The organism is Lentilitoribacter sp. EG35, assembly GCF_040784015.1.
Taxonomy (GTDB): domain Bacteria; phylum Pseudomonadota; class Alphaproteobacteria; order Rhizobiales; family Rhizobiaceae; genus Lentilitoribacter.
In genome coordinates, this window is record NZ_JBFNGQ010000003.1 from 140,606 (window position 1) to 166,141 (window position 25,536).

Here is a 25,536-nt window from a genome sequence, read left to right on the forward strand (position 1 = left end):
ATTTTACACTCAAGTTCGCCTATATGCCTTTACACTTGAAATATTGGTTTCCAACTGTTTGGGATGATATGATTTAAGAATCATAGCGGGAGTAAATTGGTATGCTAAAAGTTTGGGGCAGACGAAATTCGTCTAATGTTCAAGTGGTTTTATGGTGCATTGCCGAACTAGGTTTAGAATGCGAGCAATATGATATTGGCCACAAATTTGGTGGCAATGACACGCCCGAATATCTGGCGATGAACCCAAATGGCACCGTTCCCACTTTTCAAGATGGTGATAACCAACCTTTGTGGGAATCCGCTGCCATTGTTCGCTATCTTGGAAATGCCTATGGAAATGAGAAAATTTGGCCCTCAGATCACGCAAAGCGGGCGCATATTGACCGCTGGGCAGAATGGGCGCGCATTAATGTAACATTGAATTTCTCACAACCGGTCTTCTGGGCAGCTGTACGAACGCCAGAAAAAGATCGTGATCCGGATGCAATCAAACAGGCTGTCACAAATTTTGAAAACCAGCTTAGAATTGCCGAAGAACAGCTGAAACGACATGACTATCTTGCAGGTGATGATTTTACCGTTGCTGACATTCAGCTGGGGAACCTGCTCTATCGTTACTACAATATCGATGTTGAACGAGCTGATCTTCCGGCCTTGGCCGCATATTACAAGTGTTTGAGCGAACGACCAGCTTATGCGGAGCATGTGATGGTTTCATTTGACGATTTACGCGTAACTTAGATGATGCAATACGATTCAATAACTTGATTTAAACATGATTGCGACTTATCTGGAGGGTTCACTCTCTAACCTATTGAATCAAAGCAGATGATCGACGTAACCAACGCCAGAACTCCACTACAAAATTTTACCGAACATCCAATATTTGGTCGCACTATTTTAACACTTATTGTGATCAACGCCATTATTTTGGGCATGGAAACAAGTGATGCGATTATGGCATCCATGCTCGGTCCCATTTTGCTGATACTCGACAAGATTATTCTCGGCATTTTTGTTGTCGAAGTCGTTTTGCGTCTGATTGCTGATTTCAAAGGGTTTTGGCGAAATCCATGGCGCATTTTTGATCTTACAATTGTCACGATTTCACTTATTCCGGCAACGGGTGCGCTCTCTGCCATGCGTGCGTTCCGCATCTTGCGGGTTCTGCGTCTTATCAGCCAAGTGCGATCCATGCGGCGAGTGGTCACCGGTCTTTTGTCCGCCCTTCCCGGCATGGGATCGATCGTGCTGCTGCTCAGCATCATATTCTATGTGTTTGCCGTGATCTCGACCAAACTGTTCAAAGATGCATTTCCAGAGTGGTTCGGCTCCATCGGTGAAAGCTCCTACACGCTTTTCCAGATTATGACATTGGAGAGCTGGTCAATGGGCGTTGTGCGCCCCGTGATGGAGCAATTTCCCTATGCGTGGTTGCTGTTTGTACCATTCATCATCATGACGGCCTTCACCGTACTTAACCTCTTTATCGGTGTCATCGTCGATGCCATGCAGCACGAACATGAGCAGGAAGCCCGCGAGGAACGCGAGAACCTGATTAGCGACAATGAACTCATTCTATCCGAACTCCGCGCCCTACGTGCTGAGGTGAAAGAGCTGAAAACGGGTTAAGTCACGACATGAGCAGCGTCAGAGCAAGGATGCCAATGAACTGGGAATTCAAAGTTCTGATGAATAGTGGATGCAATACTATAATCATGCTGCTTGTGATTTCCTACGATGATTTGCATCTGACTTAGAATTATGTGAATGACCGAGTTGCGGACAAAGCTATTATCTCATTTAATACGTAAATGGCTCTTTTCAATAATTATCGACAATTCTAGCCATTTTAGTTAGCTTGTAGAAATGTGGAATTGATGCGCAAAAAATTGAGGGCATCTAATAATATTGTCTTGAAGACTGTAAAGGAATTGTAGTTAGTCGATGGTGTTTGAGAACTTGTTCAGGACTTTGAGAACGAAAGTTGGTGAACTTGGCAAAGCTTCCAGCCAGGGATTGATTGGCTATCTATGTGTCGTAGAAAATAATAGAGGCAACATACCAAATCTTGCTCCGGGGCTAGTGCTGGATAATAAGACCGATGCACCACCATGGATCATAGTCGATCACGACTTACGAACCATGACGATTCCGAATTGGCCTATAAGTCTTTGGAAAGTCCGGGCGCTAAAGCCGATTAAGCCACAGGGCCATCAGGGCAACTATACTCGATGCCGAGCTATAAAGGTGCTTGAACGTTTGCCCGCATACAAGGTGTTTGGCGAAGTGGATACCGGTTTATGTAATGTTCTTGAATTTGCTCAGAGAATGACACTTGATCAGGCTATAGTCTTGTCAAAGTTCCGGGCAAAAAATGCACACGAGTTTTACAACCTCGCTTGGCACAGGTGGCTACACCACAACCCCACTCAGTCGAACGGATATACGAAGGATTACGAGGGTATATTAGACATCGGGGGCTTAAAGGCTGGTTCGCCTGTGGGAACAGCCCTTACACTAATTCACAACGTCTTGTTTGATCAAGCCGGAAGAGTGGACCCTGAAAACGCATATGTACATGAAGATGACGGTACACCGCACCTTGGTTCTCCATGGAACAAGGCGAATAGCGCATTGAATGGTGCGGCACTGTCATTTGGCGCAAGCGAGTTTTTCGATCCAGAAGGTCTTGAAGAAATGCGTAGGCCGATGCGGGAGGTGTCGCAAAGTTTAGTCGATCAGATCGAGCAAAAACTGAGGCAATCAGAGCACTGATCAGAGATAACGTATATGACAAGCACCTTACTTAAAAGCAGTCGTCTAGAACTTCCCCAACATTGGTAGTTTTGGGCTCAAAGCGGAATTCGCCTATCTTTTTTCGATGGCCAGCCGGTTGAAATGGCAGGGAACAAAATATCGTTGCAAAAACCTTCCTTTTTATATCAATTGCACAGCCCTACTCCATCAATCGCGCAGCACCAGACACACGGATGGAGGCGCCTTTTTCATTGGTTAGATCAACGTCTATGATTGATCTCATGCCCATATCTTCGCCTTGTATAATTTGAAAATTATTCTCGTGGGGCCATTTGATATCGCGTAGATAACCAGCGAAGGCAGCGCTCGCGGCGCCTGTAGCGGGATCTTCGAACACGCCACCGGATGCGAAAGCATTTCGTGTATGAAATTTGCGGTCATGTTCTTTATAAACCAGCATCACCGTGATGAGACCGCGCCTGTTCATAAATGTGCGCCCCTCTTCCAGATCATAATTCATCGCAGATAAATCATCGCGAGATTTCAATGCTAGAACATAATGATCAGCCCCGCCATGAATTTCTGCCGGAGGGATCGACATATCGAGTTGATCTCGCTCCAAACCAAACAGTGAAAGAAGTAAATTCAACTCAACATCGTTTAACGGCATGCTTTTAGTCGGCGGCGATTGAAGAGCTGCGGAAAATCCGTTTTCAGACGTATTTCCTTCCACACTGATGGCCGCATTGTTGAGTTTTAAAGCATAATCACCATCCCCTTCACGGCGGGCCAAAGCTGCACCAAGGGCGATTGTTGCATGACCGCAAAACGGAACTTCTGATTCAGGTGAGAAATACCTTACGCGCCAATTGTTTTTACCCTCCATGGGGGACGCAAACGCTGTTTCTGAAAACCCCACATCGAAGGCGAGTTTCTGCATTGTTTCAGCAGATGGCAACTCGTCATAGAAGGCTACTCCCGCAGGATTCCCCCCATTTTCACCATCACTAAATGACGCAATTCTTAAAACATCCATATCATTTCTCCAATAAATTTAAACACAAGATAACTCATTGGAATTACGAATTTAACATACTATATATGGAGATTTTTATAATTCTCCTTATAATTTGTAAATAAAATCGCGAAGGAGTTTATATTCATGGACAGGACTGATAGAAAAATTCTTGACCATCTGGTCTTAAATAGTCGCATCGCTATGAGCAGCCTTGCAAAACTTGTGGGCATGAGCGCACCAAGCGTTGCTGAACGTGTAAGACACATGGAAGACAGCGGCATTATAAAGGGTTTTACGGTTGATTTAGATTACAGCAAATTGGGGTTTAGCATCGAGGCGCTTGTGCGTATCCGCCCCCTTCCGGGACAACTTCATATCGTTGAGAAAATGATCATTGAAGAAAGTCGCTTTACATCTTGCGACAAGGTTACAGGTGAAGATTGTTTTGTTGTTAGAATAAGTGCCAAAAACATTCAGGAACTGGATATTATTATGGACCCATTCCATGAAAGAGCCGCAACGAACACGTCAATCGTAAAATCCTCCCCAATACGAAACAGGCAACCTAAATAAACAACATAAATGATGGGTATAAATAGTGATATCTGTAGATTGCTTTCCATGGTAGTAACCGCTCACTACAGATGTGAGACTCAATCCTTTGAACAGTTTTAAATTTTACAAACAAAACTTCCGATGGTTGTTTGCAGGTGCCCTGCTTACTTATTCATCATCATTTGGACAGACTTATTTTATCTCCATTTTTGCAGGTGAAATCAGAGCAGAGTTTGACCTCTCCCACGGTGGGTGGGGCACTGTTTATATGGTAGGGACACTGTGTTCCGCTTTGGCAATGGTTTTTGCTGGCTCGTTGATGGATAATTTCCGGGCGCGCACCCTTGGCACTGTCCTACTGGTTGCCATTGCCGTGACCGCTGTTTTGATGTCAGTTAATATATATCTCATTGGCCTTGTGGGGATTATCTTTCTCTTGCGGTTTCTTGGGCAAGGCATGCTTGCCCATGTTCCAAAGGTAGCCATGTCGCGATGGTTTCAAGCCACACGCGGTCGAGCGCTTGCCGTCTCGTCTATGGGATTTGTAATCGGCGAAGCAACCTTGCCTCTGCTTTTTGTCACCATATCCAGCCTGTTAGGGTGGCGTGATACGTGGCTCGTCATTGCAGCGCTTGCCCTCTTGTTCATCCCGGTTATTTTCCAATTGCTTAAAACCGAGCGAACACCCAAATCCGAAGTGCAGGAAAACACCAGTGTCGGGATGTTGGGTAAACAATGGACGAGAATGGATGCCATCAAACATCCACTTTTCTGGTTGGTCTTGCCAACATGGCTGGCCATTCCCGCGTTCGCCACCGCATTCTTTTTCCATCAGGTTCACTTTACTGAAGTAAAAGGCTGGGAACTGATCAACTTTGTTGCACTTTTCCCGATCTATGCAAGCGTTTCCCTCTTCAGTCTCGTCATGTCCGGCTTTATTATTGATCGATTTAAATCTGACTTTCTGGTGCCACTCCTAACCCTGCCGTTTGCGGCGAGTTTTTTCATATTCTCATACGCAGATACTTTATTTGTAGCCGCCATCGCTTTCGTGTTTTTTGCTCTCATGGCGGGGTTTTCTTCCACGGTGTCGTCTACATTTTGGGCAGAGTTTTATGGAACAGAGCATCTTGGCTCGATTAAATCTTTTGCCGCATCGATCATGGTCTTTGCTTCCGCAATCGGACCATGGTTGACCGGGGTTTTAATCGACCAAGGCATTACGCTCGACAGGCAACTGCCGCTTATTGCGATCTACTTTCTGATTTGCAGCCTTTTATCAACCATCGGGATCATCAAGGCACGAAGAAGAGCGACCGGATAAGAATTTTCACCACGCCATTGCGATCAAGCCTTTGGATGCTTATCTTAAAAGAGAATATAGATTCGTTGCAACGGAGACTGAAAATATGGCCATGGATGCTGCCGAAATTGAAAAAATGATCAAAGACGCACTTCCTGATGCAACTGTTGTTATCCGAGACCTTGCTGGCGATGGCGATCACTACGCCGCCGAAGTGGTATCGGAAAGTTTTCGTGGCAAAACACGTGTTGCTCAACACAAAATGATATATGATGCCTTACAGGGTAATATGGGCGGAGCTCTGCATGCGCTGGCCTTACAAACAAGTGTGCCGGACTAAATCTCTCGACCTATTCTATTGATATTGTTCTCTATTTTATGTTTTATGGAACATTTGATCGAAATCAAGCAGACATAGTTATTTTGGGCTAAAATCTCCATATCGATGAAAATGATAGGAGGTTATGATGCCTGAAGCAACTTTGACAAAACCATCACTTACTCTTCGAATTGGCTTGGGAAAGTTATTTGGTCTTGCAATTGGCCTAGCAGTTTTCCTGATTTTGCCACTGGTCTCACCAGAAACAAGTATGATGTTTCGCTGGGGTATATTATTCTGGTACACAACACTCGGCGCGATCATTGGTGTTTTCGGTGTCTATACAGAGCACCCAATTCTTGGCCTGCCGCTTCCTTGGTGGGTGCGTGCTACAGGAATAGGCGCGTGGATGAACCTTATTTTGACAATGCTTGCCTATGATGAGTTGAACTCCATCATGTCTAAACTGGCAAATATTGGAATGAGCGCAGGACTGTCACCTTTCTGGTTCGTTGCAGAAGGTGCGATCGTCGGCTTTATCTTAGGTTGGCTGTTAACAAAGCTTGCAGGTGAAGGCCCCAAAACGCTTAGATAGCTCAAACGCATAGATTGTTAACGCAAAATGAAAAGGCCACTCCCTTGGGAGCGGCCTCGCATTTAAAAATCCGGAAGGGTCTCAAACGTCATAGCTTAAAAGCTGTAGAGAATCCGGTTTTATGATTTATCTATGAAGATTGCTCCATAAACATACCACTAAACAAAGACCCAACCTGACCAGTTAAAATGCTCGACATTGGACCACCTCCTTTCAATACGTTAATCTTGCTTTGAAGTTTGCCAGAGGATTTCGATTCTGGCAATGAAAAAAAATACCAGTGATTTTTTATAGATTTGATCGAATAAATAACGGATGTAATGCTTGGACATTACAGATATTCAATATTTGTTTGCTCAATCAAAATTGGTGCTTGAAAAGATTACGCATTGCTATCATATAGTTTTCAAATACAGCCTTAAAAGGAATTCCAGAATGTCAGCTATTACAGATTTTATCGACAACGAAGTTAAAAGTAACGATGTTGTCGTGTTCATGAAGGGTACACCTGATTTTCCTCAATGCGGTTTTTCAGGGCAAGTTGTTCAGATCATGAACTATCTTGGTGTTCCATATAAGGGCATCAATGTGCTCGCAGATGATGATCTTCGCGAAGGTATTAAAACATATTCAAACTGGCCAACTATTCCTCAGCTTTATATTAAAGGTGAGTTTCTTGGTGGATGCGATATCGTGCGAGAAATGTTCCAAAGCGAAGAGCTTCAACAACATATGGCCGATAATGGCCTTGAAGTGAATATTGCGGCGAATTAAACTTCGCCGCATAGCTGGTTCTTAGACAGTTGCCAGCTTCATAATCTGAATCATATAGTTTTGTTTTTGATTCCAAAGAGGCTCGCAAGTGCCTCTTTTTGTTTTGGAATCACGAAATGTGAAAGCAAAAAATGACCGAAATTCGAACTGCTAGTCGTCAAGATAAAGATACAAATCCAACTGAACTCACTGGTGCTGCGCGCGCTGGTTTTAGAGAGCGCAATTTTATTGTTTTTATGGCCGCTGTTACATCTATAGTCGCGTTTTCGGTCGATATGATGCTGCCTGCCCTCGCGGACATTGGAAGCGAATACCGTCTAAGTGATGCTAATGATACACAACTGGTTATTATTGCCTTTATCTTTTCGTTTGGCGTGTCACAATTGTTTTTTGGTCCATTAACGGATGCCTTTGGGCGCCGTAAAATTCTGGTTGGATCATTATTTTCTTTCGCACTCATCTCGGTCGCAGCACTCTTTTCACCAAACTTCGAGACATTATTGCTAGCGCGCGCGCTGGCGGGAGTTGCTGCCGGTGCAGCAAGAACCGCGTCTCAAGCTGTGGTGCGGGACTGTTTTGTAAGTAGTGATATGGCTCGTATCATGAGCCTTGTTATGGCCGTCTTTATGGTTGCACCTCTTGCTGCACCTGTGATCGGGCAATTCATCATATACTTATCAAATTGGCATTGGATATTTCTATTCCTCGGCATCGGTGGTGCAATTACAGCAACAATCGGTGCGCTTTACCTGAAGGAAACACAAGATCCGGAAAACATAAGACCCCTATCTGCAAAGCGGGTTTCACAAGCTTTTCTAGAGAGCCTTACCTATCGCAGATCAACTGGATATACGCTTGTGAGCGTGGCCTTTACAGGTGCGCTTTTCACCTATGTTGTTATGGCGCCGCAAGTGTTTGGCGAACTTTATGGATTAGGTGGCAACTTTGTGTACGCTTTCATGGCTGCGGCAGGTGCGCTTACCGTTAGTAGTATTGTAAACGGAAAATTGGTCAAAACTGTCGTGTTGCGCAAAATCGTGCACCTGGCGTTGATCGCCTTTTTCATTATGGCCATTATATTTGTTGTACTTGCCTATCTCGATAGTATCCCATTCGAGGTCATGCTTCTCATAACGATGTCGACAATGTTTCTTTTTGGCTTTGTTGCAACCAATACATCCGCAATTGCGCTTGAACCAATGGGACATATTGCTGGAACAGCATCATCGGTTATTAATACGGTATCTGTCAGTGGTGGCGCGCTGATTGGTGGTATCATTGGTCAACTTTATGATGGAACTGTTGTTCCCATGGCGACTGGATATCTCATACTGGCAATTATTGCCATTATTGCTGCATTTTGGGGAGAACGTGGAAGCCTAACACTACGTTAGGCTTCGCGCTAAATCTAATCTTTGCTAGTCTTTCCAAAGCTCATGTCTGATCTCTTCCCACATATCTTTGTTGGAAGTGAGAAGAAGCCCGCCATCTGTAGTAAACGGTGTGTATTTACTTGTATCTAAACGAGCGGAATACCCGCCTGCCTCGGTATGGATGAGGGTACCCGCCAAGTGATCCCACGGCATCATACGACTATAGAGCAAGTAGTGCGCCATGCCAGTTGCCAAGATGCGATAATCATGTGCAGCACAGCGGTAACCAAAGAAATTTAGATTACGTGTTTGGTTAGCAACAATCTTAGCCTGGAGCCTTTCCTCAAAGCCCGTCCATGAAACCGAACCCGTCATCTGACCAAACGATACAGGTTCAGAAACTTTAAGCTTCACTTCCTTGCCATCGGCTTGTTTGTAAAATCCACCCTCGCCTTGGCGAGCATAAATTGTATCCTTCATCACTGGATCATGAATAATACCGCCAATAGTCTCACCATCTTTAACAATGGCCAGCATGGTGCCAAAAATTGGTGCGCCTGATGCAAAATTGAATGTGCCGTCAATCGGATCAACCGAAAATGTTAATCCTTCCCAATCATGCTTTTCCAACACGTTGGCATCTTCGCTCACGGCCTCCTCGCCAATGATGGCTGCATGAGGGAATCTGGCATTTAACTCGCGTGTGATAAACTTCTCCGCTGCAACATCTGCAATTGTTACAAGATCCGCAGCATTAGATTTGGCAGTAATTTCACCACACTCAAGGCGCCTAAAATGCGGCATAATCTCCTGACTACCCGCTTGCGTCAGCAGCCCAATCAACCAATCAAATTCGTTATCACTTATTGTCATGACTTTTCGTCTTTCTCATTATTGTCGGCGGTTTCAATGCCAATATTTCCAAAATCAAAAAGAGATGTATCAAGCATATGTGACGGGCGTATGTTACCTAAGGCTTTGATCATACGATCTTTCCTGCCGGGCATTTTCGTTTCGATGTCGTTGATCATCTGTTTCATGACATTGCGTTGCAATCCGTCTTGTGAACCGCAAAGGTCACACGGAATAATCGGAAATTTGAGTGCTTGTGCAAACTTTTCAAGATCATCTTCTGCGCAATAAACCAATGGGCGCATGACCATCACATCGCCTTCATCATTGATGAGCTTTGGTGACATTGATGCCATGCGCGCACCATGGAAGAAATTGAGAAAAAACGTCTCGAGCAAGTCTTCGCGATGATGCCCCAGGATCAACGCGTCACAGCCCTCTTCCCGCGCTACACGATATAAATGTCCGCGACGAAGGCGTGAACATAGTGCACAATAGGTCGAATTTGCTGAAATCTTATCGGTAACGACCGAATAAGTATCCTGATACTCAATCCGGTGTTTAATGCCATGCTTGTTGAGAAACTCAGGTAATATGTGCTTCGGGAAATTCGGTTGCCCTTGATCGAGATTGCAAGCAATCAGATCAACAGGCAGCAGTCCGCGCCATTGCAGTTCCATCAATATCGCCAGTAGTCCGTATGAATCCTTACCGCCAGACAAGCCAACAAGCCAACGAGGGCGCTTTCCTGCGGCCTGCTCTTCTGCGCTTGGCAACATTGAGAACTCTTCCAGCGCCTGGCGCGTGTTTCGTACAAGCCGTTTGCGAAGTTTCTTAAAGCTAAGACCTTGCGGTGCATCTGCAAATAACGACAAATCAGATGATCGCTCTTCCGTTGAACTTACATTTTGTGTCTCAAGATCATCATCATTTGCAATGTCAGGTGTAATATCCATGAAAATATGCGCTTATCGTTGAGTGTAATTGATCCTCGCGTTCTATCCTTGATCATGGAAAATGACAATTGCGAATTGGTTCGCGGCGGTATACTTATGTACAAAGAGTTTAATCATGAGCAGAACAATTGAATATTTCCATCATCATTCCCGTCTATAACGAAGCGCAAGGTATTGAGGCTTTTATCCGGGAGCTTCTAGCAACAGCCGTTCAAATTCAAACGCGATGGAGTGCGAAAATTGAGTTCGTTTTCATCGATGATGGTAGTCGCGATGGCTCTGCCGATGTCATCCGCAAGTTAGATTTCGGGCCATTCTCATCTCGCCTTTTCGTGATGTCTCGAAATTTTGGCAAGGAGGCTGCACTCACGGCTGCCATGCACAAGGTTGAGAATTGTGATGCTGCCATCATGATTGATGCTGACCTTGAGCACCCACCGGAGCTGATGGAAAAACTGATTGAAACTTGGCAGACAAGTGATGCAGACAGCGTTTATTATTATAAATCTGACCGTCGTTCTCGCGAAGGGCTTGTTAAGTCTTCAGTCTCTAAAATGTTCTATCGCCTTATGAATTTTGGTACCAATGTTGAGATCATTCCAGATGCTGGTGATTATCGCCTTATCAATGCAAAATTTTTGGATGCGCTGAAAAACCTAGCTGAGAACCAGCGCTTCATGAAGGGGCTCTATAGCTGGGTTGGGTTCGAACAAGTCGGCCTGCCCTTTGCCCCCGGTGAACGCACTGCCGGAACATCAAACTTTTCAGCGATCAAACTCATTCTTTTAGCACTTGACGGGCTCACCAGTTTTACCACCGCACCTCTGCGCCTGATGATGCTTGGTGGACTCGCGATTAGTGCGATAAGCATTCTCTATGGGCTTTATATTGTCGTTGAGGCGCTTTTCTTCCCGGGGGTTCCACCAGGGATAGCGTCTATTCTCACTCTGATTTCGTTGTTCGGTGGTCTTCAACTCCTATGCCTTGGCATATTAGGTGAATATGTGGGACGAGCATTGCATGAAGCCAAGGGACGCCCTGCATATATCATTCGTGAAGAAATTGAGATCGTCACCCGAAAGCCTTCTCGGTCTACTCGCTCTCGGGCGAAAGCTAAACCCAAATCAACCAAATGATTATAGCAGATGATTTTGGCCTCGATCCGGCTCATGATAAAGTAATTATTGACCTACTTCGCAATGGAAAAATCAATGGTACTTCTGTGATGGTCAGCGATAGGCTTGACGCTAAAGGTGTTGAAGAACTCAAAGCCATACGATTATCAAATAATATCCAAATTGGCCTTCATCTAAACCTGACTGAAGAGATGGAAGGCATACGCCGGTTTGGTAGTATTATCTCACTTTGGCTCGATCTGATGTTTGGGCGCATCGCTGCTGCATCTACCGCAGACAGTTTTAATCAACAGCTCATGAGGTTTAAAGAAGCATTTAGCTTTTTGCCCGACTTTATCGACGGCCATCAGCATTGCCATGCTATCTCGCAAAACAGGTCAACACTTTTGAAAATCGCCAAGGAACTCACAGCTGAAAACGACGAATTTTGGGTGCGCAGTCCGGCAGCAGGCAAACTGGCACATGCGATAAGTGAATGCAGGCGGGGTGGAATAAAAACGCTTTTGATTATGTGGTGGGGCGAAGGTCTTCGTAGCGACCTTCAAAAAAACCATATCAAAACCAACTCTGATTTCTCCGGTTTCATTCCATATAAATCAGCCACCGCTTTCACCAAAACATATAAAGATATTTTTGAAAATAGACGCGATGATTGCCTCATCATGGTACATCCTGGATCTGCGAATGCAAATCACGAAGTTGAAGATCATGCCAATGAATTGCGTGCGCTTGAAGCTAAGATGCTAGCTGATTTGAAGTCATAAGATAACATTCCAAACAAAAAACCCCTCGCCGTTAAGCAAGGGGTTTTTAAAATCAGAACATCTGAAATCTTAGCGTGAGTAAAACTCGACCACTAGATTTGGTTCCATCATAACTGGGTATGGAACATCAGAAAGCTGAGGAACACGAACATATGTTGCAACCATTTTATTGTGGTCTACTTCAACATATTCAGGAACATCGCGTTCAGCCAAATCTTTTGCTTCAAGAACAAAAGCGAGTTGCTTTGACTTTTCGCGAACTTCAATAACATCACCAGGCTTACAGCGGTATGAAGGGATGTTTGTTTTAACACCATTCACTGTAACGTGGCCGTGGTTTACGAACTGACGTGCAGCAAAGATTGTTGCAACAAATTTAGCGCGGTAAACAACTGCGTCCAAACGAGATTCCAAAAGACCGATTAGGTTATCTGGAGTATCGCCCTTGCGACGAACAGCTTCATCATAAGTTGCGCGGAATTGTTTTTCGCGGATTTCGCCGTAATAGCCTTTAAGCTTCTGCTTTGCACGAAGCTGAACACCGAAATCAGACAGTTTTTGCTTGCGGCGCTGACCGTGTTGACCTGGGCCATATTCACGACGGTTAACTGGTGACTTCGGACGTCCCCAGATATTTTCGCCCATACGGCGATCTAGTTTATATTTGGATGCTTGGCGCTTGCTCATCGCATTTCCCTTTTCTAATTGATCAAGTTTCGGGTGGAAAACCGGTTCCCACTTTTCCTAAACTTGTTCGAACAAATCACTCAGTCCCACCATTAGGAATGAGTTAGGAAACGCGCCCTCCTCTGACCTCTATTGAGATCTGACAGAACTCTATCTCTACTTGCGCTCGGAGAGAATTCACGGGACACGTAAAACAGCACCGAAACCTAAATTTCAGTGCATGCATGGCTTCTATGCAGATATGCGAGCCATGTCAATGTTTGATCTTCATTGAAGTGATTTTTGTTTGCTATAATCAGGCAAATATCTGACAAAATACACACAAATATCGTCGTTTACGAACGAGGCTGCAAAAAATCATTTCTCTCGCCTTACAAGATATGCCCAAATGCATGCCGCAATAATAATTAGAGAAAAACCGATGCTCAAGGTTAAATCCGGCGATACGTTTTGCACCAAATCTAGGATACCATGAAAATTGTCTACAGGACTTACTTCTGCATACCAAAATAGATTCAGGGCTAAGCTGACAAGCTGCAAACCACCAAATGCTATAAGAACGAAGTTGATAAATACGACCTGTCTTCGGTGTTTTATTTGTGAAATTCGTTCAATTCTTGCTTTTAGCATAGCAGAGCGAGCCTCATATCAATTTTGGTGCTCGAAATGAATTCCATATCCCATCAAAAATAGTTTCGCTCGAATCAAGCAAACTGTTGTAATAATCGGAAGATTCATTAATTAGCTCAGATATAGCATTCTCAAGCCTGTCAAACTTTGTCGAGACCGCATTCAAGCAGGCCACAGCATTGTTTCTTTTGCATTGCCTATGTCTGGGTGTTGTTGTTCAGCAAGATCATCAAAGATGACGTATTCGCTTGCGGCCCGCAATATAGAAAATTTATGTGGCCACGTCTTCTTTGATCGCGCTGCTTTCATTAAATTTTTTAACAGTGGCGACACAATTAAAAGCTGGACATGTTCTATAATATGGGTGGTGTGATCTGACAAAAACTGACTGACCAATTCTTGAACAATTAACACCATTGATTTTGATAGACTGATCCTAATCAAGGGCTCAGAGAACCATGTCAGCAAATTATCTTCAAGATTGGCATACCTAGCTAGTGATAAACGTGCTAACTCATCTGCACTTTTTCTGGTTTTGAAACTAATATCAATTGATTCCGCTGATGTTTGTTTCAAAGCTCTGTATTCATTGGATTATATTATCGACTTAGCTGTTCTAATTCACATAACGAAGCGTAGCTCTAAACTGGGTCTCCGTATGGTGACCTAGTCGACAGGCTACCGCTTGTTGAGCATGATTGATCTAGCGACCAGAAAACTTACCGGAATGGCCACTAAAGCGCCTAATCCGGCGGCTGCAAGTATCGGCATCACCGTATCGTAGCCAGTCGTCAAGGCAGCTATGATAAAGGTACCTGCTAACGTCGTAGCAATTATTGCGTATAGAATTGTTGCAAGGCGAAACATCACATGGTCTCCGGTTGGTTATGTTTGGCCAAAATTTAGCAACGATCCGCTCCCTTCTCTTTGATACAAATCAAACATTAAACATTGAAAATAGATGAACCCTATATACAGCAATTAACGTAACAATAGTCAGGGGCATTGATTTCAGGTTAGGGGCATTGATTTCAGGTTAATGCAATTTATCGGCAAAATCTTGCCTCTTGTTTTCAAGAAAATGACGTGAGGGGCTGTCTGTTGCGAGCAATATAGCCCTATCATAAGCATCGCGCGCAAGGTCGACATGACCCGCCTGTACTGCCATTTCCGCCTTTGCTGCCCAAAAGGGTTGAAAATTCTTATCTACATCAACAGCATTAAGACGCCTAAGCCCCTCTTCTGCGCCATGCAGCTTGCCATTTACCACCGCATGAGCAATCATTGAACCCGCTGATGGAGCGAATTTTAATAGCGCAAAATGGAGCTTATTCAGTGCATCCCAGTTTGTTTTTCCTATTTGTTGGCGAGCTAAATGTACAGATTGAATTGCCGCCTCAATTTGGAAGCGGTCCGGTTGGTTTAGCTTTTGCGCCTGGTTAAGTCTGCGATGCCCATAGGCTAGTAATTCGGCGTCCCAAAGTGACATATCCTGTTCATGTATTGGCACCATCACACCGCCGATGACCTGTGCTGGCGCTCGCGCATATGTGAAAGCAATATGAGCCGCCAAGCCCAGAGTTTCAGCGTGATCAGGCATTCGTTTTGCCAAAAGGTCAGCCAAGTACAACGCCTCTCGCCCCATGTCATCCGTTGGTTCAATCCAATCCAACGCATAAGCACCATAAATTGCCTCTAGCACCGGCAGGAAGCGTTCGGGCAGCAAGTCACCTTCAGGAACTTGAAACGGGATTTTAACATCACGAATCTTTCGCTTTGCCCGAACCAGCCTTTGAGCCATTGTTGTTGGCGACAGCGCAAATATTCGGGCAATATCTTTGGCCTCTACTCCCAGCACAGTTTGCAACATCAAAGGCGTATGCAAATCTTGCGAAATACCCACCGAGCGTTTCCTTCGTTTCCGCAAACGGCCCATCCTGAACTATTTTTGTACCGCCCTTTAATGATACAGTCGTGACTGTATCAACTGGCAGTAGCCAATCTGTCTCAATGAAAACGCCTGCTTCGTTCAACGCTCCAATATAAGCTTCGTAAGCCTGCTTCTCACTCGCCCAATCATCGGGTGTCATGTGAGCAAGGTCTTTTGGGTCTTTTTCTGGCGGTGATCAAATAAACGCCTATGACAGCGAGGGTACAGCCAAATAGTGCAGTTAAACCAAGTTGTTCATCAAATAGAAAGTATGCCTGTAAAACAGTGGCAGGCGGCACCAAATAGAAATAGCTGGCAACCTTGGATACCTCGCCTTCGCGGATCATATACATCAAGAGCAACACAGCACCTATAGAAAGTGCGAAGACTGACCAAACCAACGCCGCAACCATCTCAAAGTTGACATTTACCTCGTGGGTTTCCAGCGCTAAACTCAACGGCAGCACAACAATCACGCCGCCTGCATATTGACAAAGAGTGCCAGAAACTAACGGTACTTTTTCCGCCAATTGCTTTTGCAATATTCCCCCGTATGAGATCCCAACAAGTGCAATAATGCATGAAATTATACCGAATATAGCGAGTTTACCGCCGCTTGTGCCACCGGGTGAATAGATCACTAGGGAGATACCCAAAAATCCTAAAACAAGACCGATGATCTGAATAAGCCTTAGGCGCTGCTTTAACAAAACCCAACCAAGAAACGCTGTTAGCGCAGGATGAAGCCCCACAAAGATTGAGGAAATTCCTGCTGGCACGCCGTGATCAATAGCAAAGAACACGCCACCCAAATAGGCGCCATGTATTAAAGCGCCAATCAGCATTTGATAGGCAATATCAATACGCATAGGCCATCGTTTCTTCATCAACCAAATTAGAAAAAGGAACGCGATAATGGTGAACAAAAAACGTAATGTTAGAAAGTAAAACGGCTCAATGTTTGGTATCGCATATTTGGCATTGATAAAACCGGTACTCCATATCCAAACGAATAGGACCGGTATCAGCTGAGTTAGGCGTGCGTTCATGAAAGTGCTTTCAAAGATTTCACACTGATACCTAAATCATCGAAAGATAAAGTCCAAGCTTATTCATGAAACACTTTATATGTAAGCGCTATCATTATTAACGGTCTAATTTATTCATTCGTCCGATAACCTTTACCGGACTACCTTTAACGTCAGAAAACTCGGTTCTTAGAATAGATTTTGCGCCCATATCCTCGCCCTGGATGATTTTGAGGGCATTCTCATGCGGCCAACCGATATCACGTAAGTAACCTGAAAGCGCCGCAGCTGCAGAGGCTGTTGCGGGATCTTCCATTGCTCCCCAGGCGGCATAAGTGTTTCGCGCATGGAATATGTGATTGTTTTCTGCAAATACGAGCATAATGGAAAAGATGTTTTTATCGCGCATGAACTGACACCCCTCTTCCATTTCATAAAACATGTTTGCCAGATCTTCTCTATTTTTAAGAGCCAGAACAAAATGGGTTGAGCCAGCATAGATTATCGCTGGTGGTATATCTGGATCTAATTGATCACGGCGATAGCCAAACACATCCAAAAGCTCGCTTGTCGCCATTGCATTCAATTGCTTACTATGGGTGCTTGGTGAATGAGTTGTCGCAGCTAAACCGTTGCTATTTTTTTGACCGTCTACACAATATTGAATGTCTTTATGGCAAATTTCATATCTTGCTGTGCCGTATTTTTCTGCCAACACTGCACCTAATGTCGTCGTACCATGTCCACAAGAAGGCAGCTCTACCTCGGGTGAGAAATATCGTGCAAACCACCGCCCATCATCCTGTCGAGATGCAAAGGCCGTTTCTGTATACCCCAAATTAGAAGCAAGATATTGCATTTCATCAGATTGGATTTCTTCATCTAAAAGAAGCACTCCGGTCGGGTTCCCCCCTCTGCCATCTTCTGAAAAAGCTGCTATTTTCTCAATCTTCATATCACCTTTTGACATAGATGAACGTTATTGTTCTACCTACTCTTCCTCAATATTTACGACATCAATTGACGATAATAAGTAAATCCAATTGATCTAAAGAATTTTATCTCTGTGATTGCTCGAAACGCAAATAATTAAAGTGAAATAAATTTCTAAAAATCAAAACGAACTTAGCTTATTAATTTTTTAGTAGAAAATTTCATATAAAAATCAACGAATTAAACCCGCTGGCAAAATTCTTCATATATGCCCGTTATCCACATCTTCATTTCAATATCGATTTGCGGTTGCCACAATTAAAAATATCCGAATGCAAATAGTTGAAGAATAATTCTTAATTTATTTAATCAATTTGCGTTGTTTTGACTGTATCTTAAAGTCGGACACGGCATCAGAAAATTGACTCAAATCCCAATCTAGCAAACGGCCTACGTCATGGCGATCAGTGAAATCAGATATAAGTTTTGAGCTTTGTTCATGAGGCTCTGCCATCGCAGTTATGAATATTTCAGCTTCGTCTCCTTCAAAAACACATTCACCGAAATTCAAACACATATTTGGGTCAAATGACCAAAGTTCCTTCTCGTCATTGATGACTTTTAGTCCCTTGCCTTTGAACAAGGTTCCCTTTTCAATGCCGAGTTCTACTTTTAGGCCTTCTTTCTCTGGCGTGATGAATAGGAATTGTGCCGCAAATTTTGGCGCAGGGCTAAAAACCTCAACATAACGAAGATAACATCGTTTCATTATCGATCCATCCCGCTTGGCCTGATCACAAACGCTGTCCCATAATCCAAATGGCTTATAATGCGTGACAACCCAATCACCGGGCGTATCGTTGCCTTGTGCATCCTGAGCAAGAACAGAATTTAGCGAAAGGAGAAGTGCCAATGCTGCGAATAGGGATTTCATGCTTGATCCTCTTTGATGGAATTTTCGGCAAGCTATCGCAATTTCTGGTCACATGATCCTCATTTAAGATCACATTTTTGACATCAACCGCCTTACAACGGAATACTTCAACTATTTTTATGGATGCATCAAAAAAATATATTCGTTCTTACCGCCATTGAATGTTAAAGCGATTCCGGTAAGGAGCCTTCCATGGCAATCAAAGATATTCTCATCATCATAGCAGTTACTGCAATTTGGGGGCTGAACTTTTCAGTCACGAAATTTGGTATGGAATATGTGCCGCCGCTTTTTCTCAACGCGTTGCGTTTTACGGTTGTAGCACTCATGGCGTTTGTAATCCCTCGCCCCAGCGTTGATTGGCGTATATTTGCCGGAATTGGTGTATTTATCGGCGTGATAAAATTCTCGCTTGTGTTTGTTGGCATTAAACTCGGGCTTGGTGCAGGTCTGTCTTCTGTTGTTATTCAAGGGCAAGTATTTTTTACGATAATTCTTGCTTTTCTCCTCTATCAAGAACGCGTGCAAATCTATCAGGTTATCGGCTTACTCATTGGATTTGCGGGCCTTTTTGTCATGAGTTTCGACGATGGTGGGGACTTCAATCTCCTTGGTTTTGCCCTGACCGTGCTTGGCTCGTTAATGTGGGGCATAGCCAATATGTTTTTCCGCCGCACAGGCAGCACAGAAGCTGTTGCGGTCATCGTGTGGGCAAGTGTGGTCGCACTTATCCCGCTTTGGCTGCTCTCTGCATTTTTTGATGGCCCAGACGTGATCATGCAATCTTTCCAGAATTTCAATTTGCAAGTCATATTCGTAGTCTTGTTTGCATCAATATTCTCGACGGTTTTTGCCTATTCTATGTGGGGTAAAATGCTATCCAAATACCCCGCAGCAGATGTCACACCATTCGCTCTTTTGATCCCCGTTTCAGGGTTATTAGGTGGTGTATTTATTGTGAACGAAACCATTAGCGTAATAGCCATGATCGGCATCATTATTATCATGGTTGGCTTGGCCGTCTCCATTCTCGGTGGACGCGTGCGCAGGTATCTAGGATCATAAATTATCCAACCTGCCGTCAAACAACACTTGACCAATTGCGCGCCGCGCCTTACCTCGCACATTATCACGCATAACTCTTGGAGCTCTCATGAGCGATAGTGCAACAAATTACGACCAAAATTCCAAACGACAAGGCACTTATCTTGCGCTTGGCATAAGCCTCATCTTAATGATGCTGTATATGATCTTGATGCCTGCGACGGAACTTTGGGATCGTGATGAGCCGCTTTATGCCCGTACTGCAATTGAGATGCTGCTATCAGGTGATTGGTTCCTCCCAACATACAATGGCAACCTATTTGCGCACAAACCACCTATGACATACTGGCTGATGGCAACCAGTTTTTGGATGTTTGGTGAAAACGAGTTTGCAGCACGTTTTGCATCAGCTCCTACAATGGCTGGCACTGCATTTTTCACCTATCTGATTGCACGCCGTATGTTCGACCATACGATTGGCATTTGGTCGATGATCATGTTTGGCACGGCATTCCTGACCATATATCTTGGCTCGATTGCCCAGCACGATGCGCCCATGATGTTCTTCATCATTCTGGCAATTTACGCCTATACCAAGTTTCTCTACGAGCCACAGAGTTTGTGGCCGATGCTTGTCTTGTTCACGCTTGGCATGGTCGCAACGCTTTATATCAAAGGTCCGGTTGGGCCTGCTGTGATTTGCACAACCTTGTTTTTCTCATGGGTTTTCACACCATCAGACCAGCGACCAAAATTCATGGCGATGGTTGTGTTTGCAGGCGGATTTATATTGGCTTGTATTTTGTTTGCCATATGGCTCATTCCGGCCAATACAGCAACTGATGGCGCGCTGTGGCAAATGGGCGTTGGCAAACATATTATTCAACGTTTTCAAGAACCGCTAGAAAATTATGGCGGCACAGCGTCTCTTGGGTATTACTGGATGTTACCTGCCTATATTCCTGTCATTCTTATCACGCTCATGCCATGGACTATTCATCTTCCGGCGGGGCTGATGGCGCTGTTTTCCGGTAAATTGGGGACTCGGCGCGAACGTGCGCTCCTTTGGGGTTGGATAGCGCCAACATTTGTAATGTTTACTTTGGCGGGCTCAAAGCTACCGCACTATATTTTCCCGATTTTTCCGGCCTTGGCAATGATATGCGCAGCGATCATGATCAAGCAGGTGCGAGACGCTGAAACGCAAAGCTACTCGAAGTTTGGTGCATACCTTTATCTGATGCTGTCCCCGGCAATCGCTATAGCTTTGATCGCTGTGCCGTTTTTCCGATCAGACATCATCCCATTTTGGATTGGTATTCCGGCAGGTTTAATCATCGGTACAATTGTTCATTTTGTATTCCATCGCCAGAGAGTAGGTAATGTGATTGGCGCAAGCCGCCTGCTGACCATAACAACGCCGTTTGTCGTCATCTTCGCCTATTGGTTCATGATCTCGCCAGCGGAACCATTGATCAAAATCTCAAAATCCATTGGCGAAATTATCAATAAAGCTGACGTTCCCAAAGAGCGCGTCTTTATGGATGGTTTTTTAGAGCCAAGCATGGTGTTTTATATCAATTCACCATTGGGTTCACCTGTGAAGTCCATGCCGGATGATGAAGACGCATTCTTTGCGGAAATGAAAGATCCGCGCCCAATGGTTCTCGTGGTCACTAAGGAACTCTTTCCGGAATATGAAGTCTATGAAGGTGACCGCGAGTTTGAGATCATCGGCGAAGTTCAGGCGATCAATACAAATGACCATTTGAAGGATCAAACCGTCGTTGTGGCTGTGCGGAAGTGAGCAATACCTATCCTTCCGCAACTTAACTATAGAACAGCTAAAATACTTTGTTCCAAGAATTCGCCAAATCGTTATTGGCAACCAGTACATTATACCAAGCGCCATCTTTAGCTTCAATGACGAGTAACCGATCGTTGTTGCTTACAAGACTGAGGATTCTGTCTCTGAGTTGCTCCGCAGTACCATGATATTTGACCCACCAAACGGTCTCAAGAACGCGCTTGGCATCAGCGGTTATATTCCCTATATATTTATCCATTTCTGCGTGTGATGGTGAGGACCCGTTTAGATCCCAGCTAACAATCATATTCGACATAATCATAGCCCTTCCGCAGCTGGGACATCGACAAATTTCCGCCCATTTACTACTTCACAAACGCGTCCTTGGTTTAATGCGCCCAATCTCGCAGCGATTTGTGCTTGGTTCATATTTGTAGTGTTCCAAAGAAACTTTATTTTAGCTGCTACAGTGGGAGTGACTTTTGGGCTGGGTGCCCGTCTTTGACTCTTCATGTCAATACCTTTCAATTAAGTCAGAGATACCTCATTGATATCAAGCCTCATTCACGGTATAATATGGTGCAAACCGTTTAGGTGTGAATGAGCACTTGAACAAAAAGGGGCTTTGGATTCATTTCCAAAGTCCCTTTTATTTTATCAATCACATAAAAGCGAGTCAATCGAAGATATTTTCATACTGATGATTGAAAATCGTCTTCGATTGTATCATGATTTTCATTTTTTTCAAGTCCATTTTCTGCTTTTATTGGGTATATTTCTCGATATGTGCGAATCAGACCTAGCAAACAACACAAAAACACTTTGCCAAAGTACAGACAAAGCTTGACGCCCACCCGACTCTCCCTTATACACCGCCTCAGATGTGGCTCTTTTGGGCCGCATTGTTTTTTGTGCGCCGTTTAGTACCAATTGAGTATGCGTGCAGAATATAAGCAACAAGAAATGTCCACATGGAGTTAGGCCACCTTAAGAAGCCTTTCCCGGGATTGGATCAAACATAGAGAGACTAATATGAAAACCTTTACGCAGAAACCTGCTGAGGTGGAGAAGAAGTGGATCATCATCGACGCCGAAGGCCTCGTTGTTGGACGTCTAGCTTCTTTGGTTGCCTTGCGTTTGCGCGGCAAGCACAAGCCCACTTACACACCACATGTTGACGATGGCGACAATGTTATCATCATCAATGCCGAAAAAGCTGTTTTGACCGGCAAAAAATACACAGACAAGAAATATTACTGGCACACAGGCTATCCTGGCGGCATCAAAGAGCGTACAGCTCGTGCGATCATCGAAGGTCGTTTCCCTGAGCGCGTTATGGAAAAAGCTGTTGAGCGTATGATCCCACGTGGTCCGCTTGGCCGTGTTCAGATGAAAAATCTACGCGTTTATGCAGGTAACGAACATCCTCATGAAGCACAGAAACCAGAAGTTCTTGATGTTGCATCAATGAACAAGAAAAACACAAGGAGCGCATAAGTATGGCTGATCTTGAATCCCTAGCGGAACTTGGCGAAGCAACTGCTGCTGTTGAAGCGGTAGAGGCAGCTCCTGTATATGTTCAAAAACTAGACGCCCAAGGCCGCGCCTATGCAACAGGTAAACGTAAAGACGCGATTGCGCGTGTTTGGCTTTCACCTGGTACTGGCAAAATCATTGTTAACGGTCGTGACTACACTTCGTACTTTGCACGTCCTGTGTCACAAATGCTCTTGCTTCAGCCTGTTGTTGCTGCTGCACGTGAAGGCCAGTTTGATGTGAATGCAACGGTTAAAGGCGGAGGCCTTTCCGGCCAGGCTGGTGCAGTTCGTCACGGTATCTCAAAAGCTTTGACATATTACGAGCCAGGCCTACGTGCTGTCTTGAAAAAAGGTGGCTTCCTTACTCGCGATTCACGTGTTGTTGAGCGTAAGAAATACGGTAGAGCAAAAGCCCGTCGTTCTTTCCAGTTCTCAAAACGTTAAGTTTTGGGCCAGTTCTCAAAACATTACGTTTAGGGACAGCTCTCAGAACACTAAGTTCTATTTACATATATTTGAAAGAGGCCGGACATTGTTCCGGCCTTTTTTGTTTTTTGTGGATCTGTCCAAAATTAACCATTTGATTAACTTATGAAAAAACAGACTATCTCATAACTCTGCTAACTGTTAACTATTGCTTAACAAATTAATTCCGATAAGCCGGATAATTCCGATAAGTAAAGTATGACAATGCGCGCAAATCTAAAAAAACAAATATTCAATTACGAAGATGGCAAAGGTTTTGCCTATGAATTTCGAAAAAGACGATCGAAATTCTTCATGCAATTCATTGATAATAACTTCGATGGCGCTAGAGAAATTACGATAGTCGACTTCGGTGGAACCGAAGTTTTTTGGAAATCCATTGGCTTTGACTATCTGCGCGAAAAAAACATGAAGATCACATTGGTCAATTTGGAAGCAATCTCAATTGTGGATGATGATATCTTTACTTCTGTTGTTGGTGATGCGCGCAATTATTCACCTGAACAAATGTACGACATATGTTTTTCCAACTCCTGCATTGAGCATGTTGGTCAGATGGCTGATTTTATCGACTTTCGCAATTCAGCCCAAAGCATTGCAAAGACTTACTTTATTCAAACACCGAGCTTTCACTTTCCAATAGAGCCGCATTTCGTTTCCATTGCTTGGCATTGGCTGCCGAAAGCGCTGCGCGTTTTAATAGTGAACAATATGTCAGTTGGTCATTTTGACAAGGGTAAGGACCTTCTTGATAGCTATGTGATCGTCGAAAGTTGCTACCTGCTAAGTCATAAAATTTTTAAAAAGCTATTCTATGATGGCAAAATTCATAAAGAAAAATTTGGATTTTTCACAAAGTCATTTATTGCAGTTAAAGGCTTGGAACAGATATAATTTTGTTATCGCTTCCGGTCAAAATTTGCCACGGCTATGATATTTTTCAAAAAGGCTATTTTTAACACTGGCGAACATCTCATTGTAAGTTTAGTTTCATTGCGATGGGTATTATTTTAAGAAGCACATCTCTTCTGATATTCATTTCCATTTAGTGAGCATCAGGGATAAAAATGACCGACAGCAACAATCCGATAAAAGCTGCCATATGGATGCTTGGAGCAATCGCCTCCTTCAGCACCATGGCGATTGCCGGGCGGTCGCTTGATAGTGACATTGATACATTTGAGATCATGCTCTTTCGATCCATCGTTGGTGTCATCATTGTTGTGACTATTGCAAGAAGTATTGGCACACTGCACGAGATCAAATTTGATAAATTACGTCTCCATTTGCTACGAAACCTATGTCATTTCACAGGCCAGAACCTATGGTTTTTTGCGCTTACGGCAATTCCCCTCTCCCAGCTGTTTGCGTTTGAATTTTCCACGCCTATCTGGGTAGCAATCCTTGCCCCAATTTTCTTGAAAGAAAAACTTACGCGCGCGCGCACTATTGCTGCCATTATGGGTTTTATTGGCATCTTGCTTGTTGCCCGCCCGGATACGGCAACATATTCACCTTATATCATTGCAGCTTTTTTATGTGCTATTGGCTTTGCCGGAGCGAATATCGGAACAAAACTCCTCACACGCACACAGTCAATTACCTGCATTATGTTTTGGCTAACGGTCATTCAAACAGGTTTAGGCTTGATCGCAGCGGGTCATGATGGAGATATTTACATCCCTCCTGCTCATAATTTTATCTGGCTATTTATCATTGGCGTTTGTGGATTAACGGCTCACTTCAGTCTAACCAGAGCGCTGTCGCTGGCGCCAGCAATCGTGGTTTCACCATTCGATTTTTTACGATTACCGCTGATCTCTATTGTCGCATTTTTCCTCTATGGAGAAGTTCTGGAATGGCCTGTTTTCCTTGGTGCTGTAATTGTGTTTTCAGCCAATATCTTCAATATCCTCAGCGAATTGAAACAACGAAAAAAATTGGCGCTTCAGACTTAAATTGCCTTTTCACGCATTGTACAGGCGATATTAGCAGGGTATAAGCACCCGTCTCGATGTCGGATAATTATTGTTGCCAGCGAGTTGGTTTACGTAATTTAATTTTTGATTCAACGATTTACAAAACTGAGTCCAAAAATAGTCGTAAGTTATT

30 protein-coding genes are annotated in these 25,536 nt (G+C 44.1%); 17 read left to right on the top strand and 13 right to left on the bottom strand.

What is annotated here, in order from left to right:
* The first annotated feature begins 101 nt into the window (after window positions 1–101).
* The 3 genes from AB2J24_RS07025 (at window position 102) to AB2J24_RS07035 (ending at window position 2,780) form a co-directional block, all read left to right on the top strand.
* Window positions 102–743 (top strand): glutathione S-transferase family protein, encoded by a 642-nt coding sequence (locus AB2J24_RS07025; RefSeq protein ID WP_367384951.1) that lies wholly within the window; start codon window positions 102–104, stop codon window positions 741–743.
* A gap of 87 nt (window positions 744–830) precedes the next feature.
* Entirely contained in the window at window positions 831–1,634 is an 804-nt protein-coding gene (locus AB2J24_RS07030; RefSeq protein WP_367384952.1) for an ion transporter, read from the top strand.
* Between the two features lie 315 nt (window positions 1,635–1,949).
* Window positions 1,950–2,780: a hypothetical protein gene (locus tag AB2J24_RS07035; protein ID WP_367384953.1), complete on the top strand. Its 831-nt coding sequence runs from the start codon at window positions 1,950–1,952 to the stop codon at window positions 2,778–2,780.
* A 181-nt stretch (window positions 2,781–2,961) separates the two neighbouring features.
* On the opposite strand, the gene AB2J24_RS07040 is transcribed toward AB2J24_RS07035, so the two are convergent.
* Complete coding sequence (locus AB2J24_RS07040) at window positions 2,962–3,798, bottom strand: PhzF family phenazine biosynthesis protein (protein WP_367384954.1); 837 nt, start codon at window positions 3,796–3,798, stop codon at window positions 2,962–2,964.
* Between the two features lie 126 nt (window positions 3,799–3,924).
* Between AB2J24_RS07040 and AB2J24_RS07045 the strand changes: the two genes are divergently transcribed.
* The 6 genes from AB2J24_RS07045 (at window position 3,925) to AB2J24_RS07070 (ending at window position 8,720) form a co-directional block, all read left to right on the top strand.
* Window positions 3,925–4,353, top strand: coding sequence for an Lrp/AsnC family transcriptional regulator (locus AB2J24_RS07045; RefSeq protein WP_367384955.1), 429 nt, complete (start codon window positions 3,925–3,927; stop codon window positions 4,351–4,353).
* Window positions 4,354–4,441: 88 nt separating this feature from the next.
* On the top strand, window positions 4,442–5,659 hold the full coding sequence (locus tag AB2J24_RS07050) for an MFS transporter (RefSeq protein WP_162651633.1): 1,218 nt from the start codon (window positions 4,442–4,444) through the stop codon (window positions 5,657–5,659).
* 85 nt (window positions 5,660–5,744) lie between these two features.
* Entirely contained in the window at window positions 5,745–5,978 is a 234-nt protein-coding gene (locus AB2J24_RS07055; protein ID WP_162651634.1) for a BolA/IbaG family iron-sulfur metabolism protein, read from the top strand.
* 127 nt (window positions 5,979–6,105) lie between these two features.
* Window positions 6,106–6,552, top strand: coding sequence for a hypothetical protein (locus AB2J24_RS07060; RefSeq protein ID WP_367384956.1), 447 nt, complete (start codon window positions 6,106–6,108; stop codon window positions 6,550–6,552).
* A gap of 435 nt (window positions 6,553–6,987) precedes the next feature.
* Window positions 6,988–7,326 (top strand): Grx4 family monothiol glutaredoxin, encoded by a 339-nt coding sequence (grxD, locus tag AB2J24_RS07065; RefSeq protein ID WP_162651636.1) that lies wholly within the window; start codon window positions 6,988–6,990, stop codon window positions 7,324–7,326.
* A gap of 131 nt (window positions 7,327–7,457) precedes the next feature.
* The gene (locus AB2J24_RS07070) at window positions 7,458–8,720 is read left to right on the top strand and encodes a multidrug effflux MFS transporter (protein WP_367384957.1); all 1,263 of its coding nucleotides are present in this window, start codon (window positions 7,458–7,460) and stop codon (window positions 8,718–8,720) included.
* Window positions 8,721–8,744: 24 nt separating this feature from the next.
* Here AB2J24_RS07070 and AB2J24_RS07075 read toward each other — a convergent pair whose 3' ends face one another.
* Window positions 8,745–9,572, bottom strand: coding sequence for an inositol monophosphatase family protein (locus AB2J24_RS07075; RefSeq protein ID WP_367384958.1), 828 nt, complete (start codon window positions 9,570–9,572; stop codon window positions 8,745–8,747).
* Window positions 9,569–10,507 carry a tRNA 2-thiocytidine(32) synthetase TtcA gene (ttcA, locus tag AB2J24_RS07080; protein WP_367384959.1) on the bottom strand — a complete coding sequence of 313 codons (939 nt, stop codon included), beginning with the start codon at window positions 10,505–10,507 and terminating at the stop codon, window positions 9,569–9,571. Before ttcA ends, AB2J24_RS07075 begins: the two co-directional genes overlap by 4 nt.
* A 128-nt stretch (window positions 10,508–10,635) precedes the next feature.
* On the opposite strand from ttcA, the gene AB2J24_RS07085 reads away from it, so the two are divergent.
* Window positions 10,636–11,643 (top strand): glycosyltransferase family 2 protein, encoded by a 1,008-nt coding sequence (locus tag AB2J24_RS07085; protein ID WP_367384960.1) that lies wholly within the window; start codon window positions 10,636–10,638, stop codon window positions 11,641–11,643.
* Window positions 11,640–12,407 carry a ChbG/HpnK family deacetylase gene (locus tag AB2J24_RS07090; RefSeq protein ID WP_367384961.1) on the top strand — a complete coding sequence of 256 codons (768 nt, stop codon included), beginning with the start codon at window positions 11,640–11,642 and terminating at the stop codon, window positions 12,405–12,407. The genes AB2J24_RS07085 and AB2J24_RS07090 overlap by 4 nt, the downstream gene beginning before the upstream one ends.
* A 69-nt stretch (window positions 12,408–12,476) precedes the next feature.
* Here the strand turns inward: AB2J24_RS07090 and rpsD are convergent, their stop codons facing one another.
* The 8 genes from rpsD to AB2J24_RS07130 form a co-directional block, all read right to left on the bottom strand.
* Window positions 12,477–13,094: a 30S ribosomal protein S4 gene (gene rpsD, locus AB2J24_RS07095; protein WP_162651642.1), complete on the bottom strand. Its 618-nt coding sequence runs from the start codon at window positions 13,092–13,094 to the stop codon at window positions 12,477–12,479.
* A 792-nt stretch (window positions 13,095–13,886) separates the two neighbouring features.
* Window positions 13,887–14,300, bottom strand: a complete 414-nt coding sequence (locus tag AB2J24_RS07100; protein ID WP_367384962.1) for a hypothetical protein — start codon at window positions 14,298–14,300, stop codon at window positions 13,887–13,889.
* A 102-nt stretch (window positions 14,301–14,402) separates the two neighbouring features.
* Window positions 14,403–14,591 (bottom strand): CTP synthetase, encoded by a 189-nt coding sequence (locus tag AB2J24_RS07105; protein ID WP_162651644.1) that lies wholly within the window; start codon window positions 14,589–14,591, stop codon window positions 14,403–14,405.
* A 169-nt stretch (window positions 14,592–14,760) separates the two neighbouring features.
* Complete coding sequence (locus AB2J24_RS07110; RefSeq protein ID WP_367384963.1) at window positions 14,761–15,525, bottom strand: DUF6596 domain-containing protein; 765 nt, start codon at window positions 15,523–15,525, stop codon at window positions 14,761–14,763.
* A complete protein-coding gene (locus AB2J24_RS07115; protein ID WP_367384964.1) occupies window positions 15,485–15,814 on the bottom strand; it encodes a YciI family protein in 330 nt (109 codons plus the stop codon). Before AB2J24_RS07115 ends, AB2J24_RS07110 begins: the two co-directional genes overlap by 41 nt.
* Entirely contained in the window at window positions 15,801–16,703 is a 903-nt protein-coding gene (locus AB2J24_RS07120) for a DMT family transporter (RefSeq protein ID WP_367384965.1), read from the bottom strand. Before AB2J24_RS07120 ends, AB2J24_RS07115 begins: the two co-directional genes overlap by 14 nt.
* 97 nt (window positions 16,704–16,800) lie before the next feature.
* Window positions 16,801–17,637 carry a PhzF family phenazine biosynthesis protein gene (locus AB2J24_RS07125; protein ID WP_367384966.1) on the bottom strand — a complete coding sequence of 279 codons (837 nt, stop codon included), beginning with the start codon at window positions 17,635–17,637 and terminating at the stop codon, window positions 16,801–16,803.
* Window positions 17,638–17,976: 339 nt separating this feature from the next.
* Window positions 17,977–18,549 (bottom strand): hypothetical protein, encoded by a 573-nt coding sequence (locus AB2J24_RS07130; RefSeq protein WP_367384967.1) that lies wholly within the window; start codon window positions 18,547–18,549, stop codon window positions 17,977–17,979.
* A gap of 192 nt (window positions 18,550–18,741) precedes the next feature.
* Between AB2J24_RS07130 and AB2J24_RS07135 the strand changes: the two genes are divergently transcribed.
* Together AB2J24_RS07135 and AB2J24_RS07140 are read left to right on the top strand one after the other, a co-directional pair.
* Complete coding sequence (locus AB2J24_RS07135; RefSeq protein WP_367384968.1) at window positions 18,742–19,614, top strand: EamA family transporter; 873 nt, start codon at window positions 18,742–18,744, stop codon at window positions 19,612–19,614.
* Window positions 19,615–19,702: 88 nt separating this feature from the next.
* The gene (locus AB2J24_RS07140) at window positions 19,703–21,400 is read left to right on the top strand and encodes an ArnT family glycosyltransferase (RefSeq protein WP_367384969.1); all 1,698 of its coding nucleotides are present in this window, start codon (window positions 19,703–19,705) and stop codon (window positions 21,398–21,400) included.
* Between the two features lie 37 nt (window positions 21,401–21,437).
* Here the strand turns inward: AB2J24_RS07140 and AB2J24_RS07145 are convergent, their stop codons facing one another.
* Entirely contained in the window at window positions 21,438–21,716 is a 279-nt protein-coding gene (locus tag AB2J24_RS07145) for a hypothetical protein (protein WP_367384970.1), read from the bottom strand.
* Window positions 21,717–21,718: 2 nt separating this feature from the next.
* Window positions 21,719–21,913 (bottom strand): hypothetical protein, encoded by a 195-nt coding sequence (locus tag AB2J24_RS07150; protein WP_367384971.1) that lies wholly within the window; start codon window positions 21,911–21,913, stop codon window positions 21,719–21,721.
* Between the two features lie 519 nt (window positions 21,914–22,432).
* On the opposite strand from AB2J24_RS07150, the gene rplM reads away from it, so the two are divergent.
* From rplM to AB2J24_RS07170, 4 genes are all read left to right on the top strand, one after another.
* Complete coding sequence (gene rplM, locus AB2J24_RS07155) at window positions 22,433–22,897, top strand: 50S ribosomal protein L13 (protein WP_162651652.1); 465 nt, start codon at window positions 22,433–22,435, stop codon at window positions 22,895–22,897.
* Window positions 22,898–22,899: 2 nt separating this feature from the next.
* Window positions 22,900–23,382, top strand: coding sequence for a 30S ribosomal protein S9 (gene rpsI / locus AB2J24_RS07160; RefSeq protein ID WP_162651653.1), 483 nt, complete (start codon window positions 22,900–22,902; stop codon window positions 23,380–23,382).
* A gap of 240 nt (window positions 23,383–23,622) precedes the next feature.
* On the top strand, window positions 23,623–24,318 hold the full coding sequence (locus AB2J24_RS07165; protein WP_367384972.1) for a hypothetical protein: 696 nt from the start codon (window positions 23,623–23,625) through the stop codon (window positions 24,316–24,318).
* A 173-nt stretch (window positions 24,319–24,491) separates the two neighbouring features.
* The gene (locus tag AB2J24_RS07170) at window positions 24,492–25,382 is read left to right on the top strand and encodes a DMT family transporter (RefSeq protein WP_162651655.1); all 891 of its coding nucleotides are present in this window, start codon (window positions 24,492–24,494) and stop codon (window positions 25,380–25,382) included.
* Window positions 25,383–25,536: the final 154 nt, after the last annotated feature.

Coding starts and splice junctions, on each gene's coding strand:
- AB2J24_RS07025 (WP_367384951.1), top strand. CDS start 102: ATGCTAAAAGTTTGGGGCAGACGAAATTCGTCTAATGTTCAAGTGGTT.
- AB2J24_RS07030 (WP_367384952.1), top strand. CDS start 831: ATGATCGACGTAACCAACGCCAGAACTCCACTACAAAATTTTACCGAA.
- AB2J24_RS07035 (WP_367384953.1), top strand. CDS start 1,950: ATGGTGTTTGAGAACTTGTTCAGGACTTTGAGAACGAAAGTTGGTGAA.
- AB2J24_RS07040 (WP_367384954.1), bottom strand. CDS start 3,798: ATGGATGTTTTAAGAATTGCGTCATTTAGTGATGGTGAAAATGGGGGG.
- AB2J24_RS07045 (WP_367384955.1), top strand. CDS start 3,925: ATGGACAGGACTGATAGAAAAATTCTTGACCATCTGGTCTTAAATAGT.
- AB2J24_RS07055 (WP_162651634.1), top strand. CDS start 5,745: ATGGCCATGGATGCTGCCGAAATTGAAAAAATGATCAAAGACGCACTT.
- AB2J24_RS07060 (WP_367384956.1), top strand. CDS start 6,106: ATGCCTGAAGCAACTTTGACAAAACCATCACTTACTCTTCGAATTGGC.
- grxD (WP_162651636.1), top strand. CDS start 6,988: ATGTCAGCTATTACAGATTTTATCGACAACGAAGTTAAAAGTAACGAT.
- AB2J24_RS07070 (WP_367384957.1), top strand. CDS start 7,458: ATGACCGAAATTCGAACTGCTAGTCGTCAAGATAAAGATACAAATCCA.
- AB2J24_RS07075 (WP_367384958.1), bottom strand. CDS start 9,572: ATGACAATAAGTGATAACGAATTTGATTGGTTGATTGGGCTGCTGACG.
- ttcA (WP_367384959.1), bottom strand. CDS start 10,507: ATGGATATTACACCTGACATTGCAAATGATGATGATCTTGAGACACAA.
- AB2J24_RS07090 (WP_367384961.1), top strand. CDS start 11,640: ATGATTATAGCAGATGATTTTGGCCTCGATCCGGCTCATGATAAAGTA.
- rpsD (WP_162651642.1), bottom strand. CDS start 13,094: ATGAGCAAGCGCCAAGCATCCAAATATAAACTAGATCGCCGTATGGGC.
- AB2J24_RS07105 (WP_162651644.1), bottom strand. CDS start 14,591: ATGTTTCGCCTTGCAACAATTCTATACGCAATAATTGCTACGACGTTA.
- AB2J24_RS07110 (WP_367384963.1), bottom strand. CDS start 15,525: ATGGCTCAAAGGCTGGTTCGGGCAAAGCGAAAGATTCGTGATGTTAAA.
- AB2J24_RS07115 (WP_367384964.1), bottom strand. CDS start 15,814: ATGACACCCGATGATTGGGCGAGTGAGAAGCAGGCTTACGAAGCTTAT.
- AB2J24_RS07120 (WP_367384965.1), bottom strand. CDS start 16,703: ATGAACGCACGCCTAACTCAGCTGATACCGGTCCTATTCGTTTGGATA.
- AB2J24_RS07125 (WP_367384966.1), bottom strand. CDS start 17,637: ATGAAGATTGAGAAAATAGCAGCTTTTTCAGAAGATGGCAGAGGGGGG.
- AB2J24_RS07130 (WP_367384967.1), bottom strand. CDS start 18,549: ATGAAATCCCTATTCGCAGCATTGGCACTTCTCCTTTCGCTAAATTCT.
- AB2J24_RS07135 (WP_367384968.1), top strand. CDS start 18,742: ATGGCAATCAAAGATATTCTCATCATCATAGCAGTTACTGCAATTTGG.
- AB2J24_RS07140 (WP_367384969.1), top strand. CDS start 19,703: ATGAGCGATAGTGCAACAAATTACGACCAAAATTCCAAACGACAAGGC.
- AB2J24_RS07145 (WP_367384970.1), bottom strand. CDS start 21,716: ATGTCGAATATGATTGTTAGCTGGGATCTAAACGGGTCCTCACCATCA.
- AB2J24_RS07150 (WP_367384971.1), bottom strand. CDS start 21,913: ATGAAGAGTCAAAGACGGGCACCCAGCCCAAAAGTCACTCCCACTGTA.
- rplM (WP_162651652.1), top strand. CDS start 22,433: ATGAAAACCTTTACGCAGAAACCTGCTGAGGTGGAGAAGAAGTGGATC.
- rpsI (WP_162651653.1), top strand. CDS start 22,900: ATGGCTGATCTTGAATCCCTAGCGGAACTTGGCGAAGCAACTGCTGCT.
- AB2J24_RS07165 (WP_367384972.1), top strand. CDS start 23,623: ATGACAATGCGCGCAAATCTAAAAAAACAAATATTCAATTACGAAGAT.
- AB2J24_RS07170 (WP_162651655.1), top strand. CDS start 24,492: ATGACCGACAGCAACAATCCGATAAAAGCTGCCATATGGATGCTTGGA.